General features: G+C 51.7%; 14 protein-coding genes. 11 read left to right on the top strand and 3 right to left on the bottom strand.

The window, feature by feature from the left end; all coding sequences use genetic code 11:
• Window positions 1-122 precede the first annotated feature (122 nt).
• The 11 genes from JOD55_RS03950 (at window position 123) to JOD55_RS04000 (ending at window position 9927) form a co-directional block, all read left to right on the top strand.
• Entirely contained in the window at window positions 123-2666 is a 2544-nt protein-coding gene (locus tag JOD55_RS03950; RefSeq protein WP_204398791.1) for a hypothetical protein, read from the top strand.
• Between the two features lie 479 nt (window positions 2667-3145).
• Entirely contained in the window at window positions 3146-4432 is a 1287-nt protein-coding gene (gene secY / locus JOD55_RS03955; protein ID WP_204398792.1) for a preprotein translocase subunit SecY, read from the top strand.
• On the top strand, window positions 4429-5007 hold the full coding sequence (locus tag JOD55_RS03960) for an adenylate kinase (protein ID WP_204398793.1): 579 nt from the start codon (window positions 4429-4431) through the stop codon (window positions 5005-5007). Before secY ends, JOD55_RS03960 begins: the two co-directional genes overlap by 4 nt.
• A 3-nt stretch (window positions 5008-5010) precedes the next feature.
• Entirely contained in the window at window positions 5011-5850 is an 840-nt protein-coding gene (gene map / locus JOD55_RS03965) for a type I methionyl aminopeptidase (protein WP_204398794.1), read from the top strand.
• Window positions 5851-6149: 299 nt separating this feature from the next.
• The gene (gene infA / locus JOD55_RS03970; RefSeq protein WP_124054081.1) at window positions 6150-6371 is read left to right on the top strand and encodes a translation initiation factor IF-1; all 222 of its coding nucleotides are present in this window, start codon (window positions 6150-6152) and stop codon (window positions 6369-6371) included.
• A 50-nt stretch (window positions 6372-6421) separates the two neighbouring features.
• Window positions 6422-6538 carry a 50S ribosomal protein L36 gene (gene rpmJ, locus JOD55_RS03975; RefSeq protein ID WP_131281020.1) on the top strand — a complete coding sequence of 39 codons (117 nt, stop codon included), beginning with the start codon at window positions 6422-6424 and terminating at the stop codon, window positions 6536-6538.
• Between the two features lie 140 nt (window positions 6539-6678).
• Entirely contained in the window at window positions 6679-7050 is a 372-nt protein-coding gene (gene rpsM, locus JOD55_RS03980) for a 30S ribosomal protein S13 (protein WP_131281017.1), read from the top strand.
• Between the two features lie 52 nt (window positions 7051-7102).
• Entirely contained in the window at window positions 7103-7498 is a 396-nt protein-coding gene (rpsK, locus tag JOD55_RS03985; RefSeq protein ID WP_124054078.1) for a 30S ribosomal protein S11, read from the top strand.
• A 136-nt stretch (window positions 7499-7634) separates the two neighbouring features.
• Window positions 7635-8636: a DNA-directed RNA polymerase subunit alpha gene (locus tag JOD55_RS03990; RefSeq protein WP_131281015.1), complete on the top strand. Its 1002-nt coding sequence runs from the start codon at window positions 7635-7637 to the stop codon at window positions 8634-8636.
• Between the two features lie 30 nt (window positions 8637-8666).
• Complete coding sequence (rplQ, locus tag JOD55_RS03995; protein WP_204398795.1) at window positions 8667-9212, top strand: 50S ribosomal protein L17; 546 nt, start codon at window positions 8667-8669, stop codon at window positions 9210-9212.
• 121 nt (window positions 9213-9333) lie between these two features.
• Window positions 9334-9927, top strand: a complete 594-nt coding sequence (locus tag JOD55_RS04000) for a hypothetical protein (protein WP_131281001.1) — start codon at window positions 9334-9336, stop codon at window positions 9925-9927.
• A gap of 69 nt (window positions 9928-9996) precedes the next feature.
• On the opposite strand, the gene JOD55_RS04005 is transcribed toward JOD55_RS04000, so the two are convergent.
• The 3 genes from JOD55_RS04005 to purD all read right to left on the bottom strand — a co-directional run bounded on the left by JOD55_RS04005 (window position 9997) and on the right by purD (window position 13131).
• Window positions 9997-10992, bottom strand: coding sequence for a DUF5692 family protein (locus tag JOD55_RS04005; protein ID WP_204398796.1), 996 nt, complete (start codon window positions 10990-10992; stop codon window positions 9997-9999).
• A 111-nt stretch (window positions 10993-11103) separates the two neighbouring features.
• Window positions 11104-11682 carry a TetR/AcrR family transcriptional regulator gene (locus JOD55_RS04010; protein ID WP_204398797.1) on the bottom strand — a complete coding sequence of 193 codons (579 nt, stop codon included), beginning with the start codon at window positions 11680-11682 and terminating at the stop codon, window positions 11104-11106.
• A gap of 207 nt (window positions 11683-11889) precedes the next feature.
• Window positions 11890-13131 carry a phosphoribosylamine--glycine ligase gene (gene purD, locus JOD55_RS04015; RefSeq protein WP_204398798.1) on the bottom strand — a complete coding sequence of 414 codons (1242 nt, stop codon included), beginning with the start codon at window positions 13129-13131 and terminating at the stop codon, window positions 11890-11892.
• Window positions 13132-13225 lie beyond the last annotated feature (94 nt).

Raw genomic sequence — 13225 nt, forward strand, 5'->3', positions numbered from 1 at the left:
TGCTATGTGGGATGCCATATAAAATAAGTAGCTAAATGTTCAATTATTGGTTAGATTTATCTATGATTCCAATCGTTATATTTATTTGGAATCTGGTTCTTCTTTTCCTATTTGGAGGGTGTATGAATACACGAAAAGTACGGGGAGGGTGGCTTCGTAAAAGGCTTTTAGCAGGTGCATCTGCTACTGCTGTTGTTTTTGCGGGTCTGTTCTCTATTTCCCCAGTGGCAAACGCAGCCACGACCTACGATCTTATCAACGACGCAAAAGGCACTGCGACGATTGATTCAGTCACCTCTCAAGATGGCTCTATCACTTATAATGAAACAACACCAGTTAGTAACTGGAATCCACTCAAGTACACGCTATCGGTGAATATTACTGACTACGGTCAAATTGCGGCCGGCGATACGGTCAAGGCCTGTTTGACTGATGATTCGGCCGCCTTTGACCTGTTCTTTAGTGAAGTTTCGCCGAATATTCCTGCCACGAATCCGATTTTCACCGCCGTAGTATCGGGAACGTGCCTATTCTTGACCAAGACCAACATTGGTGGCGGCGGAGTTCTTAAGTTCACTGCTGAAATTTCAGGCGCGCAATATACCGACTATTCCAGCACTGGTGTAGCAACCTTGAGTATCGGCACGTCGAACTACAAGATTGCTTATTCCACAGGTTCCGCCCCGTCAATTGACCGATCCAACTACGTAACTGGTACGCCTTATACTGGTGCGAATGGCGTTTTCATCGACAACTATCTGTTGTCATTTGGGGCACTGGAAGCAGCAGTGAACGGTACACCAGTGACGAATCCGAATCAAGACGTCGTGATTATGCAACGGTATACTGCTAACCCGGGAAGTCAAATCCTTTCAGTGACTGAAGGCAATCCGATAGCGGCTAATACGTTTGCTGTGTTTGACTCGTCCAATACAATCACGGGTGAAATTGCGGTCGTAACGAGCACGGCGAGTAAATCTGTTACAATTCCTCCAAACATGACGTTTGCCGATGCGCAAGCTTTTCTGAAGCCAGGCGAGTACGGTGTGGTCAAAAATACCGATGGTTCGTGGACGCATGTGACTAACTATGGTCCACTTCAAGGCAATACGGTTCTAAGCCCGGCCGATGGTGATACCATTACGTCACCTAACCAGAACACGACGGACGCGTTCGCTCTGGCCAAGCAGCTGGACTTGATTTCTCCGAAGATTGGAAATGGGTATGTCGTAAACTTTTCTGATCCTGCATTGAAAGAATCCGCTACTGTCGAAACTTTTCACAACCTAGGTAGCGGCTACAGTGGAACGGGCACGATCTCGGATACTCCGATCAGTGTTCAGGTCACTAACCAAACTGCTGTCAAGGTTCACTATGTAGATAACACCGGGCAGGCTCTTGACACGACAGACACCTACTATGGTTACCCGGCATCAAATCCTGATCCAGCCACTGGTCTGGCTTCTCCTGATCAGGCTGTTGCCCCGAAGACTATCAATGGTTACAAGGTTGAGACTGATGCGGTGAAGGCTGCTACAGCTATCGGCCAACCACAGGCAAGTATTCGTACTGCTGCTGGTACGGTAGCGTTCCCTGATTCGGGTATGACTGAGGTGTACTACGTGTATAACCTGCTCGATTCTGATGGTGACGGTGTGTCTGATCTTGATGAGATTGCTAAGGGTACTGATCCGAACAAGGCTGACACTGATGGTGACGGGGTTTCTGATGGTGATGAGATTGCTAAGGGTACTGATCCGCTCAAGCCTGATACTGATGGTGATGGCCTGAACGATGGTGATGAGATCGCTAAGGGTACCGATCCATTGAAGCCTGATACTGATGGTGATGGCCTGAACGATGGTGATGAGATCACTAAGGGTACTGATCCGCTCAAGCCTGATACTGATGGTGATGGCCTGAACGATGGTGATGAGATCGCTAAGGGTACCGATCCATTGAAGCCTGATACTGATGGTGATGGCCTGAACGATGGTGATGAGATCGCTAAGGGTACCGATCCATTGAAGCCTGACACTGACGGTGACGGCCTGAACGATGGTGATGAGATCGCTAAGGGTACTGATCCATTGAAGCCTGACACTGACGGTGACGGGGTTTCTGATGGTGATGAGATTACGCATGGTACTGACCCAAACAAGGCTGATACTGATGGTGACGGGGTTTCTGATGGTGATGAGATTACGGAGGGTACTGATCCGCTTGATTCACGGTCCTTCCCGTACCAGTTGACGCTTGATAAGAGCCGTGTTCATCGTGGTGAGCAGGTGACTGCTTCGTTGTCTGGTTTCAAGGCTGGGGAAGTGGTATCGCTTGAACTACACTCCTCCGTTATTGGACTGGTTCAGAACGTGACGATTGATGCAAAGGGAATGGCAACAGTTACCTTTACCGTGCCAGCGTCGGCTGAGCTTGGTGTACATCATGTGATGGCTGTGTCTGCTGGTGGTTATCTTGTCCAGCAGCAAGGTCAGTTGGAAGTGATTGCTGACTCGATCGCACTCGGCGATGCTAGTGCCGGTGGTGCTGGTGTGGCTGGTGGTCTTGCTAAGACTGGTTCTGCCAGCCTCAGCCTGGGCATTCTTGCCATGATGGCCACTCTTGCTGGTGTCGGAGCTGTTACGGCACGCCGCAAAAACGCCTAAACAAGCTCCCTATGATCTCCTGGTAGCCACGTATAATGCGCGGGCACTGAAACCGTGCTAACGTGCGTGGCTACCAGGGGCAAGGGGATGTAACTTGGGTGAGTAATCGACAAACACACATTAAACACCCAAAACACAAACTGTGGGATTGGAGCCGAAACATCGGCCTCCAATCCCACAGTGCTACCCAGCCACTACCGAGCAGTCCAAACTCTCAAAATGCAACACCAAACTCATTCGAAAAACGTGCCACTTATAAGCCCTAGGTCATGTAAAAAACTCAAAGCGCCCTATTTTTGAGTCGCAAATGACCGATTTTAGCTAAAAATACCTCCAAACGCGTTGTAAGTCTCTCAAAATTGCGTATAAAGAATTGCTCAATTACAGGTATAATGTTTACTTGGCGTATATGCTCACGCACCGACATTCGGCTCACAAAACCGAATAGCCAGTAATTGGCCTGACCGAGAGGAAATCTCTTGCTGAAAGCACTTGGATCGGCGTTCCGTACACCAGACCTGCGGCGCAAATTGCTGTTGACGATGTTCATCATGGCGATTTACCGCCTTGGTACTTACGTACCTGCACCATTTATCTCGTATGAGAACGTGAAAACATGTTTGGATCAGGCTGGATCGGCTGATTTGCTCACAATGATGAACATGTTTGCAGGTGGCGGCATGCTGCACCTGTCGGTGTTCGCATTGGGAATCATGCCTTATATTACGGCGTCAATTATCGTGCAGCTGATGCGTGTAGTGATCCCTCGCTTCGAAGAGCTTCACAAAGAGGGGCAGTCTGGCACAGCGAAGTTGACGGAGTACACTCGTTACCTCACGATCTTCCTTGCTGTCTTGCAGTCCTCAGTGATTGTGTCGGTAGCAAACACTGGTCTTTTCGCTGGCTGTAACGTACAGCCGATTCCAAATGCTACGATCGGTGTCAAGCTGCTCACGATCCTTGCTATGACCGCTGGTACCGGCCTAGTCATGTGGCTTGCCGAAATCATCACTGAGCGTGGTGTGGGCAATGGAATGTCGCTACTCATCTTCACTGGCATTGCCGCAAACTTCCCAGCAATGCTCGCAACTGTGTCGAAGTCGGCCGGTGGCTTGATGGACGTGGCGATCGTCGTCATTATGTTCCTGGCAATCACGGTTGTGGTGGTATTCGTTGAGCAGTCGCAGCGACGCATCCCAGTGCAGTACGCAAAGCGCGTGGTCGGACGCCGCACCTACGGCGGTACCTCCACCTATATTCCACTCAAGATCAATATGGCGAACGTTATTCCAGTGATCTTTGCGTCCTCGATTCTCTCCTTGCCACAAATGATCTCCCAGTTCGGTGATCAGAGTTCCTCGTGGGTGCAGTGGCTGCACGCGCATTTCAGCTGGACTTCGCCTTGGTATATGACTGCATACGCGCTGTTGATCGTGTTCTTCGCTTTCTTCTACACCTCGATCACGTTCAACCCTGAAGAAGTCGCTGACAATATGAAGCGTTACGGTGGATTCATCCCAGGCATCCGCGCTGGTCAGCCTACTGCAGATTATTTGCGTTACGTGATCAACCGCATTAACTGGGTTGGCGCGCTTTACCTGGCAATTATCGCGTTGATTCCGCACATCGTGTTCAACCAGATGGGCATTCAGGCCGGTGGTTTTGGCGGAACGTCGATTATCATTCTCGTTGGTGTGGGTCTCCAGACAGTCAAAGACATTGACGCCCAGCTCCAGCAACGTCACTATGAAGGTTTCTTACGATGAAAGCACGTTTTGTTATGGTTGGTCCTCCCGGAGCGGGAAAGGGCACCCAGGCAAAAGTTCTTACTGAAAAACTCAACATTCCTAATATTTCAACTGGTGCGATTTTCCGCTCGCATATTGCCGAGCAAACTGAACTTGGCAAACTCGCAGCCTCTTATATCGACAACGGCAACTTAGTTCCGGACGAAGTGACCGACGCGCTCGTGCGCGATCGTTTGAGTCAAGACGACGTCGCGGCCGGTTTCCTACTCGACGGATACCCACGTAATCTCCACCAAGTTGACGCCCTTGACGCGATGCTCAATGAGCGTGGAGAAAAACTCGATGCAGTCATTGAACTCTCGATTCCTGATGAGGAAATCGTGGGGCGCCTGCTGCACCGCGCACAGGTCGAAGATCGTGCTGACGATACCGAAGAGGTAATCCGGCACCGCATCGAGGTATATCACGCCGCTACAGCGCCACTCACCGACGTCTACCGCGAACGTGGCATTCTGCTGCCAGTTGATGGCACCGGCACGATCGACGACGTGCTCAACCGCCTCGTATCGGCACTTGAGTCATTCCTCGGCTGAGTCATGTTTAATAGCGCAAAAATCGAGCTGAAGTCCGACGATGAAATCCGGCAGATGCGCAAGTCTGCGCTCGTCGTCGCCAGTATTCACAAGGCTCTCGACGCCGCAATCGCACCTGGTATGACCACTGGTGAACTTGATGATATCGCTCGTGACGTGCTGCAATCACACGGCGCAAAGTCGAACTTTTTCGGCTATTACGACTATCCTCGCCAAACCTGCATTTCGGTCAACGACACGATAGTGCACGGGATTCCAGGTGAGCAGGTGCTCCAAGCAGGGGATATTGTGTCGATGGACTGTGGAGCTGTGCTTAACGGCTGGCACGCAGACGCCTGCTTCACGCGCGTTCTTCCAGGTGGAGACGACGCCGTGCGCGAGCGTCGCGAGAAACTTTCGGCAATCACCAAAGAGGCCATGTGGCGGGGGATCGCCGCGATGGCCACCGGAAAATACGTGTCTGATATTGGCAATGCGATTGATGATTATATCGTCAGCCTTGATGCGGACATTCGCCCAGATATTGTGGAGGACTTTATCGGGCATGGCATCGGCACGAAAATGCATATGGAGCCGGACGTGCTCAATTTCCGTACTTCGCGCAAAGGCTCGAAGCTAAAAGCGGGAATGGTGTTGTGTATCGAGCCGATCCTCGCGCAAAAGAGCCAGGCGTATCGCACGCTTTCTGACGGTTGGACCGTCGTTACCCTCGATGGAGGGGACGCCTGCCATTGGGAACATCAAGTTGCTTTGCATCCAGGTGGTGTGTGGGTGCTTTCTGCCGACGACGGCGGTGCGGCTGAGCTTGCAAGGTACGGTATCGACGTCGTCCCCCTCGACTGAACTCGGTTCGCAACTGAAACCGGAACGCAACTGAACTCGGTTCGCGGCTTAAGCTTAGTTCGCGACAGGAGCAGGGTGCGCGACTGAACTCGGGTATGTAACTAGAGCTGGAACGCGCCACTGAAGCCCGACTCTCGGAGGCTCCGCTACTGCGTGACGAGCTGCACGCTATTTCCCCTTTTCCAAAAGCCTATCGATACCGTAGAATTGATCGTTGGTGCTTTGTATATTTTGCAAAGTGCCTACCGGTTGGCGAATGCCAGCTGGCAAAGTAAGAAAATGCAAAGTAAGCGGGTAACATGGCGAAAAAAGAAGGCGTCATCGAAGTAGAGGGAACCGTCCTTGAGGCGCTCCCAAATGCGATGTTTAAAGTCGAACTAGAGAATGGGCATCAAGTGCTTGCTCATATCTCAGGTAAGATGCGTCAGCACTACATCAAGATCCTTCCAGAAGATCGCGTCGTCGTAGAGCTCACGCCCTACGATTTAAGTCGTGGTCGGATCGTTTATCGCTACAAGTAAGCCCGTCGAGTCAATCTGCTGATTCTCGAAATCGGCAAAGGAAAGACACTATGAAGGTCAAACCAAGCGTGAAGCGGATTTGCGAACATTGCAAGATTATCCGTCGTCACGGTCGCGTTATGGTCATTTGTGACTCAAATCCGCGGCACAAGCAGCGCCAGGGTTAATTCTGGCATCCCTCGTTTTGGCGGGGGAGATGTACTAGCACTGCTAGCGCACAGCGCAACCCTCGGTCCGAAGGCCGAGGCCCTTATCTGGGGTTGCAGTGTTCCACACCTTCGGAATGGACAATGAGGAGCCAATAAGAATGGCACGTCTATCTGGCGTTGATTTGCCTCGCGAAAAGCGAGTAGAAATTGCGCTTACATACATTTTTGGCATCGGCCGCACGCGCGCGCATGAAACTCTTGCCGCAACTGGAGTTAATCCAGATACCCGCGTGAAGGATCTCTCTGAAGACGATTTGGTCAAGCTCAAGAACCACATCGATGAGAACTACAAGGTTGAAGGCGATCTCCGCCGTGAAGTTCAGGCTGATATTCGCCGTAAGATCGAGATTGGTTGCTACCAAGGTCTTCGTCACCGTCGTGGCCTGCCGGTACATGGTCAGCGCACCAAGACGAACGCACGTACCCGTAAGGGACCAAAGCGTACCGTTGCAGGTAAGAAGAAGAAGTAGTAGTTCCGCCCGGTAGGGTGCGAATCGACGATTATTTCAGGAGAAATTTAGAATGCCACCTAAGACACAGGCGCGTCGCCCGCGCCGCAATGTGCGCAAGAATGTAACAACGGGTCAGGCTCATATTAAGTCGACCTTCAACAACACAATCGTTTCCATCACCGATCCAAAGGGCGAAGTTATCGCAACGTGCTCTTCCGGTATGGTTGGTTTCAAGGGCTCCCGTAAGTCCACACCGTACGCTGCGCAGCTCGCTGCTGAAAACGCTGCTCGCCGTGCAATGGATCAGGGTATGAAGAAAGTTGACGTTTTCGTGAAGGGTCCAGGATCTGGTCGCGAAACCGCAATCCGTTCTCTGACCGCTTCCGGTCTGGAAGTTACCTCGATCTCTGATGTGACTCCACAGGCTCACAACGGTTGCCGTCCACCCAAGCGCCGTCGCGTTTGATGCTTTGGGGTGTTATGCCCCTTCCAGGGTAGTAGTTACCTATTTCGGGTAGTAGTTACCCATTCCGCTGGCGGGAACGCCAGCTCGGAAACGGAAATAGACGTCATATAGTGGGCGTCTGCGAAAGGAAAACACAGTGATCATCGAACAGCGTCCAATGCTGACCGAAGAAAAGGTCTCCGAGACTCGCTCTCGCTTTACCCTAAACCCGCTGGAGCCAGGATTTGGTTACACGCTGGGTAACTCGCTTCGCCGTACATTGCTTTCTTCGATTCCAGGTTCGGCTGTTACGTCGATCCACATTGATGGTGTGCTCCATGAGTTCTCTACCATCGAGGGATGCAAGGAAGACGTAGCGGAGATCATCCTTAACCTCAAGGATTTGGTTGTAACCTCTGAGCATGATGAGCCAGTACTCATGTACCTGCGCAAGCAAGGTCCAGGGCAGGTGCTCGCATCGGATATTACGCCTCCTGCTGGGGTAGAGATCCACAACCCAGATCTTGTGATCGCCACTTTGAACGAAAAGGGCAAGATCGAGATTGATCTGACTGTTGAGCGTGGACGTGGTTACGTTTCTGCGGCACAGAACAACTCGCCAGAGTACGAGATTGGACGCATCCCGGTTGATTCGATTTACTCGCCGGTTGTGAAGGTTTCCTACAAGGTTGAGGCAACTCGTGTTGGTCAGCGCACCGACTTCGACAAGCTCATCGTTGATGTTGAAACTAAGGCATCGATGCTTCCACGCGACGCATTCGCGTCTGCTGGTAAGACGCTCGTCGAGCTATTCGGTCTTTGCACTGAACTCAACGAAGAAGTCGAAGGCCTTGAGCTTAAGGAAGCCCCAGTTCAGGAGACTCAGTCCTCTGATCTGCAGCGTCCAATTACGATTCTCAACCTGCCGGCACGTTCGCAGAACTGCTTGCAGCGTGAAGGAATCCACACCATCGGTGAACTGGTACTTCGCTCTGAAGCTGACTTGTTGGATATCCGTAACTTTGGCGCTAAGTCGATCGAAGACGTCAAGGACGAACTTGCAAAGCTCGATCTGCGTTTGAAGGATTCTCCAGCTGGTTTCGTTTCCGCATACGGCGACGACTACTCAATGACTTTCAGTGACGATCTGCAGGGCTAAGGTTCTGCACAATAATTTCTAGGAGAAACAATGCCTAAGCCCACAAAGGGTGCACGCCTGGGTGGTTCCCCGGCGCATGAGCGTCTAATCATTGCAAATATGTGCCGTCAGCTCATCCACAACGAATCCGTTGTAACAACCGAAGCTAAAGCAAAGCGTGTACGCCCATACATGGAAAAGCTCATCACCAAGGCAAAGAAGGGCGACACCCACAACCGTCGTCTCGCTCTCAAGGTGCTGCGCGACCGCGAAACCGCTTACATCCTGTTCGAAGAGCTTGCTCCAAAGTTTGCTGAGCGCAACGGCGGCTACACCCGCATCGTGAAGCTTCCAAACCGCCGCGGTGACAACGCCCCAATGGCTGAGATCTCGCTCGTACTTGAGCCAGTTTCGCCAAAGCAGGCAGTTGTGAAGGAAGCCGAGAAGGTTGCCGAGCATGCTGCAGCTAAGGAAGAAGAAGCAAAGGTTGAAGAAACTGCTGTTGAAGAGACCGAAGTAGCTGAAGAAGCTGTTGAGGCCGAAGCTCCAGCAGAAGAAGTTGCTGAGGAAACCGAGGCAGCTGACGAAGCCAAGTGAATCTAGCTTAATTAGCTGGTGACATACCTATACGGGTGGGCTGGGATCAATTGATCCCAGCCCACCCGTTACAATATTGGCAGAACAGCAATTCGCTAGTGCATTCGACGAGGAGTACAACATGACGAACAACGAAATGTCTCACCAGAACGAAATACCTCATCAAACCGAGACCGGTCACCAGAACGAGGTCCCGCAGCAAACCGAGCTACCTCATCAAACCGAGACGCCTCAACAACCAGACACACGCAAACTCGCTTTTAGATGGTGGTTTGATGGCAGTGGCTTGTACTTCTTCGTGCCAGGCGTGAATCCCATGTATCCGACCGCAAATTTCGACGAGTTCCCCTGCATCACCGTTGATCTGGACGAAAACTGCAACATCATTTATCTGTGGATCGGCGACTACCAAGATACTTTCCCTGATCACGACGGCGTCGAATGCGCGATTGAACGATTCGTCGATTCTAGCGCAATGACCTGGCGTGTTATTTTGCACGAATGCGAAAAGTATTCAACGCGCGCAAGCTATCCCAGCACCAAATACGGAAGCGCAGTTACTTTGTCTATTTTGGAAGGTGACGACGGTGCTTTCGCAGGCTACGAGGTATGCTCACGCATCGGCACGATGCCGTTTGAGCCGGATGTGGAATGGACATGCGCACAACGAATAGGGGAGTTTCCGCAAAAGAAAGGTGCGGACCGTCGTCTGTGACGTGGTGCCTGTAATGCAACGCAACTGACGCGTCGTCTGTGACATCGATCCGCACCTTCTGATAGGTTCCTAAGCTGCTATGCGTTTAGCGCTTTCGCGGCGAGCCATTGCCTGCTCAAAGTCTCGTGTACCAACGAAGACTTCGTGCTTATATGGGTTGACCTTGAGCTTGCGTGCGCGGTAGATAACGTATCCCACAGCCAGCACATTCGCGATAAATGCGATTAGCGATACCGTCAAATTGATATTTGGATTGTTGACGGATTCCACCGAGAACACCGAGTAATCTTGGAACATTGGCACGGTTTGGGCAAACATGCACCATAGTGCCAGAGTGTTAGCGCGGTTTTGAATCCAGCCGCCCTTGTTCCAGAAAGCATTGGCCACCGTTGGGGCAAGTAGCAGGGCAAATCCGCAGTAGAACGCATGGGTTGGCAGGCAGTTGTAGGTGTAGCAGAAGTTCCACAAATCGTAGGAAATAATAAATACCCAGGTCATATCGGCCCAGATCATATCTTGCTTCTTCTTGCCTACGTAAATGCCGAACCAGCCGGTCATAACAAAGATGTTCAGGATTCCTGCAAGGCCGTTAAAGACGTTATGCCAGCCACCGTATAGCGTTACACCTTCCGACGATACCCAGGTGGTGTTCCATGCCCGAATTGCCGATTCAAAATCGGACACCACGGCGATGAGGATATTGATTGCAACAATCACGAACGGGAACACTTTGAACCATTCGGATTTGCCGATTGAGCCCCACTTGTACTTGAGCATCATGAAACCGATGCAGCCCGCCGTCGCCGCATAGAGCTTGGCGTAATGGAACCAGCTGTTCATGTGCACGTACGTTGGGTTGTTGAGTGCCCAATCCGCGCCGGCAGCTGCGCCAACGTAGATCGCAATAAAGTAAATAGACAACGCTGCTGGAATAACGAGGAAACAGAAGATGCCACCAGCTTTTGAGCGGCGAGCGATTTCATTTGCGCCGATCAATGAACAAAATACGAGGATCCAGCCGAGCCACTGATAGGCTGCGGCGTCTCCATAAACGTTGAACAACATCGGTCTACCTTTCTTGTACGTGGAGTGAATGACTAAAGTTGAACGATTTGAGGTGGTGTGGCGTGTTCGCTCTGTTTGCTGTCTTGACCGGCTTTGCTGCTTAGGTCTGCTTTATAGGTATTTGTCGAGGTGAAGAGTCTGCCCCGCAATCTGCTTGATAGCGCGATTCGAAATGCTGGGATTTGAGCGAATCAGCGATACCAGCCCTACGACCAGCATGTAGAACGTTTCGGGCACGTATTCGATTTCAACAGGATGCTTATCTGCGAAGTCGCGCACGGTGGTTCGGGAGATGTAATCTGCTACTTTACGAGCGGTACGATCTGTGAACGCCATGTACAGTGAGGCGTTCGGGCCGGAAACTAGCTGGTGATGGAAAGGGCCGTCGTCGTTGATAATGGAGCGCATGAGTTCTATCGCCTCGTCAAGTGCGCGTGAGATGTCTCCCGGCTCGCGTGCGTCGTTCCATTCGGTAAGTTTCGCTAAAAATTCGTCGATCACATCGTCTAAGACGGCGGTCGCAACTTCGTCTTTGTTCTTGAAGTAGTGGTAGAACAGCGAGCGAGACCCTCCTGTGCGTGCGCCAATGGACGTTATCGACATTTTCTCAAAGCCTACGTCCATGATTTCGGCGCGGGCAGCACTGATAATATCGGCTCGGCTCGCAACGCCGCGTTTTTGCATAACCATGCCATCACACTCCTGTTCATTAATAATCTAGGAATTTTATTGACACTGCGTCAATAAAATATCCAATAGGATATGCGTCAAATTTGCGAAATATTGACACAAATGGCGCAAATATAAGGAAAGGCCCCACGTGTGGGGACTTAATTCCTATAGTGCCGTTCCTTAACTCAGGTGTCGGGCGGGAGGGACTCAAAAGGGAAAATCAGTTCAGCTGGCGAAAGCGCCGATGTCGCGGCGCCAGTATAGCGCCGAATCGCCCAAGCCATCACTGATGAGTTTTAGCAGCTCTGCTCGGCATTGATCGATATTGCTGCCTTTCATCGTCACAATCGCCACGCGTCCGCCTGTAGCGATCCAAGCGCCTTGCTCACAACGCGTGCCCATATGCGTAAGACCAGCTTGTGGATGTGCGTCCACGGCTGCAAGCAAGCTGCTGGGAATCTGTGGAAACTCGGAGATCGCGCCAGGATAACCCGGCGAACTGAGCACGATTCCAAGGCAAAACTCCTCGCTCACTTCCACGTGTGGAGTGTTACCTGCAAGCAAATCGAGGATTGCTCCAGCGAGATCGTTTTCAATCCGTGGCAAAATGACCTCGCACTCAGGGTCGCCCAGGCGTGCATTGAACTCAATCACCCGCACCCCTGCCGCCGTCTGAATCAGACCTGCATACAAGAAGCCAGTAAATGGCGTACCGTTTGCCGCCATCTGTGCCAACGTGGGCACGATAACGCGCTCTACTGCTTCGTCGTAAATTGCCTGAGTAACGCGAGGAACTGGGGAAATAGCGCCCATGCCACCTGTATTTGCCCCGATATTTCCCTCACCGATCGGCTTGTGATCCTGGGCAACCGGAAGAGCCACAAAATTCGTGCCATTGGCCATCACGATCAGTGAAAATTCGAAGCCCTCTAAAAAATCCTCAATGAGCAGGGGATTCTCGTGATCAAGTTCAATCTCTCGCAACACGGCGTCAGCTTCTTCGAGCGTTTTGCAGATAGTCACTCCTTTGCCTGCACGCAGACCATTTTCTTTCAAAACCTGTGGGAACGACGCCGCTGCCAGGTATTCTCGTGCCGCCTGCGAATCAGTAAATACCCGGTAAGCGGCAGTCGGAACGCCGGCTGCGGTCATGATTTCCTTGGCAAACGCCTTTGAGCTTTCGATTTGAGCCGCAGCTTGGGTTGGGCCGAAGATCGGCAGACCACGCGCTTGGAACACATCCACAATCCCGCCTGCCAGTGGTGCTTCGGGCCCAATGATCGTGAGGTCAACGCCGAGGCGGACGGCTTCGTCGGCTAGTTCGTCCCAGCTGAGCAAAGGAAAAGCGTGGGAAGCGATTTCCGCAATCGCATCAGAGCCGCCGGCCGACACCACTTCGTGGAAGCGAGCAACTGCCTCAACTAGTGCCATTTCGCGGCCGCCGCCGCCAACGATCATAATCTTCATTTTGTGCGTCTTTCTTCGGTTGGGTTTCACAGGATCGGATTGAGTGAATTTGTCGGGTTATGAATGGACTTGGTGGGATACAAGTGGGTTATAG

The sequence above is a fragment of the Arcanobacterium pluranimalium genome, from assembly GCF_016907845.1.
GTDB lineage: Bacteria > Actinomycetota > Actinomycetes > Actinomycetales > Actinomycetaceae > Arcanobacterium_A > Arcanobacterium_A pluranimalium.

Excerpts from the sequence above, each read along its gene's own strand:
- rpmJ (WP_131281020.1), top strand. The coding sequence starts at position 6,422 with ATGAAGGTCAAACCAAGCGTGAAGCGGATTTGCGAACATTGCAAGATT.
- purD (WP_204398798.1), bottom strand. The coding sequence starts at position 13,131 with ATGAAGATTATGATCGTTGGCGGCGGCGGCCGCGAAATGGCACTAGTT.
- map (WP_204398794.1), top strand. The coding sequence starts at position 5,011 with ATGTTTAATAGCGCAAAAATCGAGCTGAAGTCCGACGATGAAATCCGG.
- JOD55_RS04000 (WP_131281001.1), top strand. The coding sequence starts at position 9,334 with ATGACGAACAACGAAATGTCTCACCAGAACGAAATACCTCATCAAACC.
- JOD55_RS04010 (WP_204398797.1), bottom strand. The coding sequence starts at position 11,682 with ATGGTTATGCAAAAACGCGGCGTTGCGAGCCGAGCCGATATTATCAGT.
- infA (WP_124054081.1), top strand. The coding sequence starts at position 6,150 with ATGGCGAAAAAAGAAGGCGTCATCGAAGTAGAGGGAACCGTCCTTGAG.
- rpsM (WP_131281017.1), top strand. The coding sequence starts at position 6,679 with ATGGCACGTCTATCTGGCGTTGATTTGCCTCGCGAAAAGCGAGTAGAA.
- rplQ (WP_204398795.1), top strand. The coding sequence starts at position 8,667 with ATGCCTAAGCCCACAAAGGGTGCACGCCTGGGTGGTTCCCCGGCGCAT.
- JOD55_RS03950 (WP_204398791.1), top strand. The coding sequence starts at position 123 with ATGAATACACGAAAAGTACGGGGAGGGTGGCTTCGTAAAAGGCTTTTA.
- JOD55_RS04005 (WP_204398796.1), bottom strand. The coding sequence starts at position 10,992 with ATGTTGTTCAACGTTTATGGAGACGCCGCAGCCTATCAGTGGCTCGGC.
- rpsK (WP_124054078.1), top strand. The coding sequence starts at position 7,103 with ATGCCACCTAAGACACAGGCGCGTCGCCCGCGCCGCAATGTGCGCAAG.
- JOD55_RS03960 (WP_204398793.1), top strand. The coding sequence starts at position 4,429 with ATGAAAGCACGTTTTGTTATGGTTGGTCCTCCCGGAGCGGGAAAGGGC.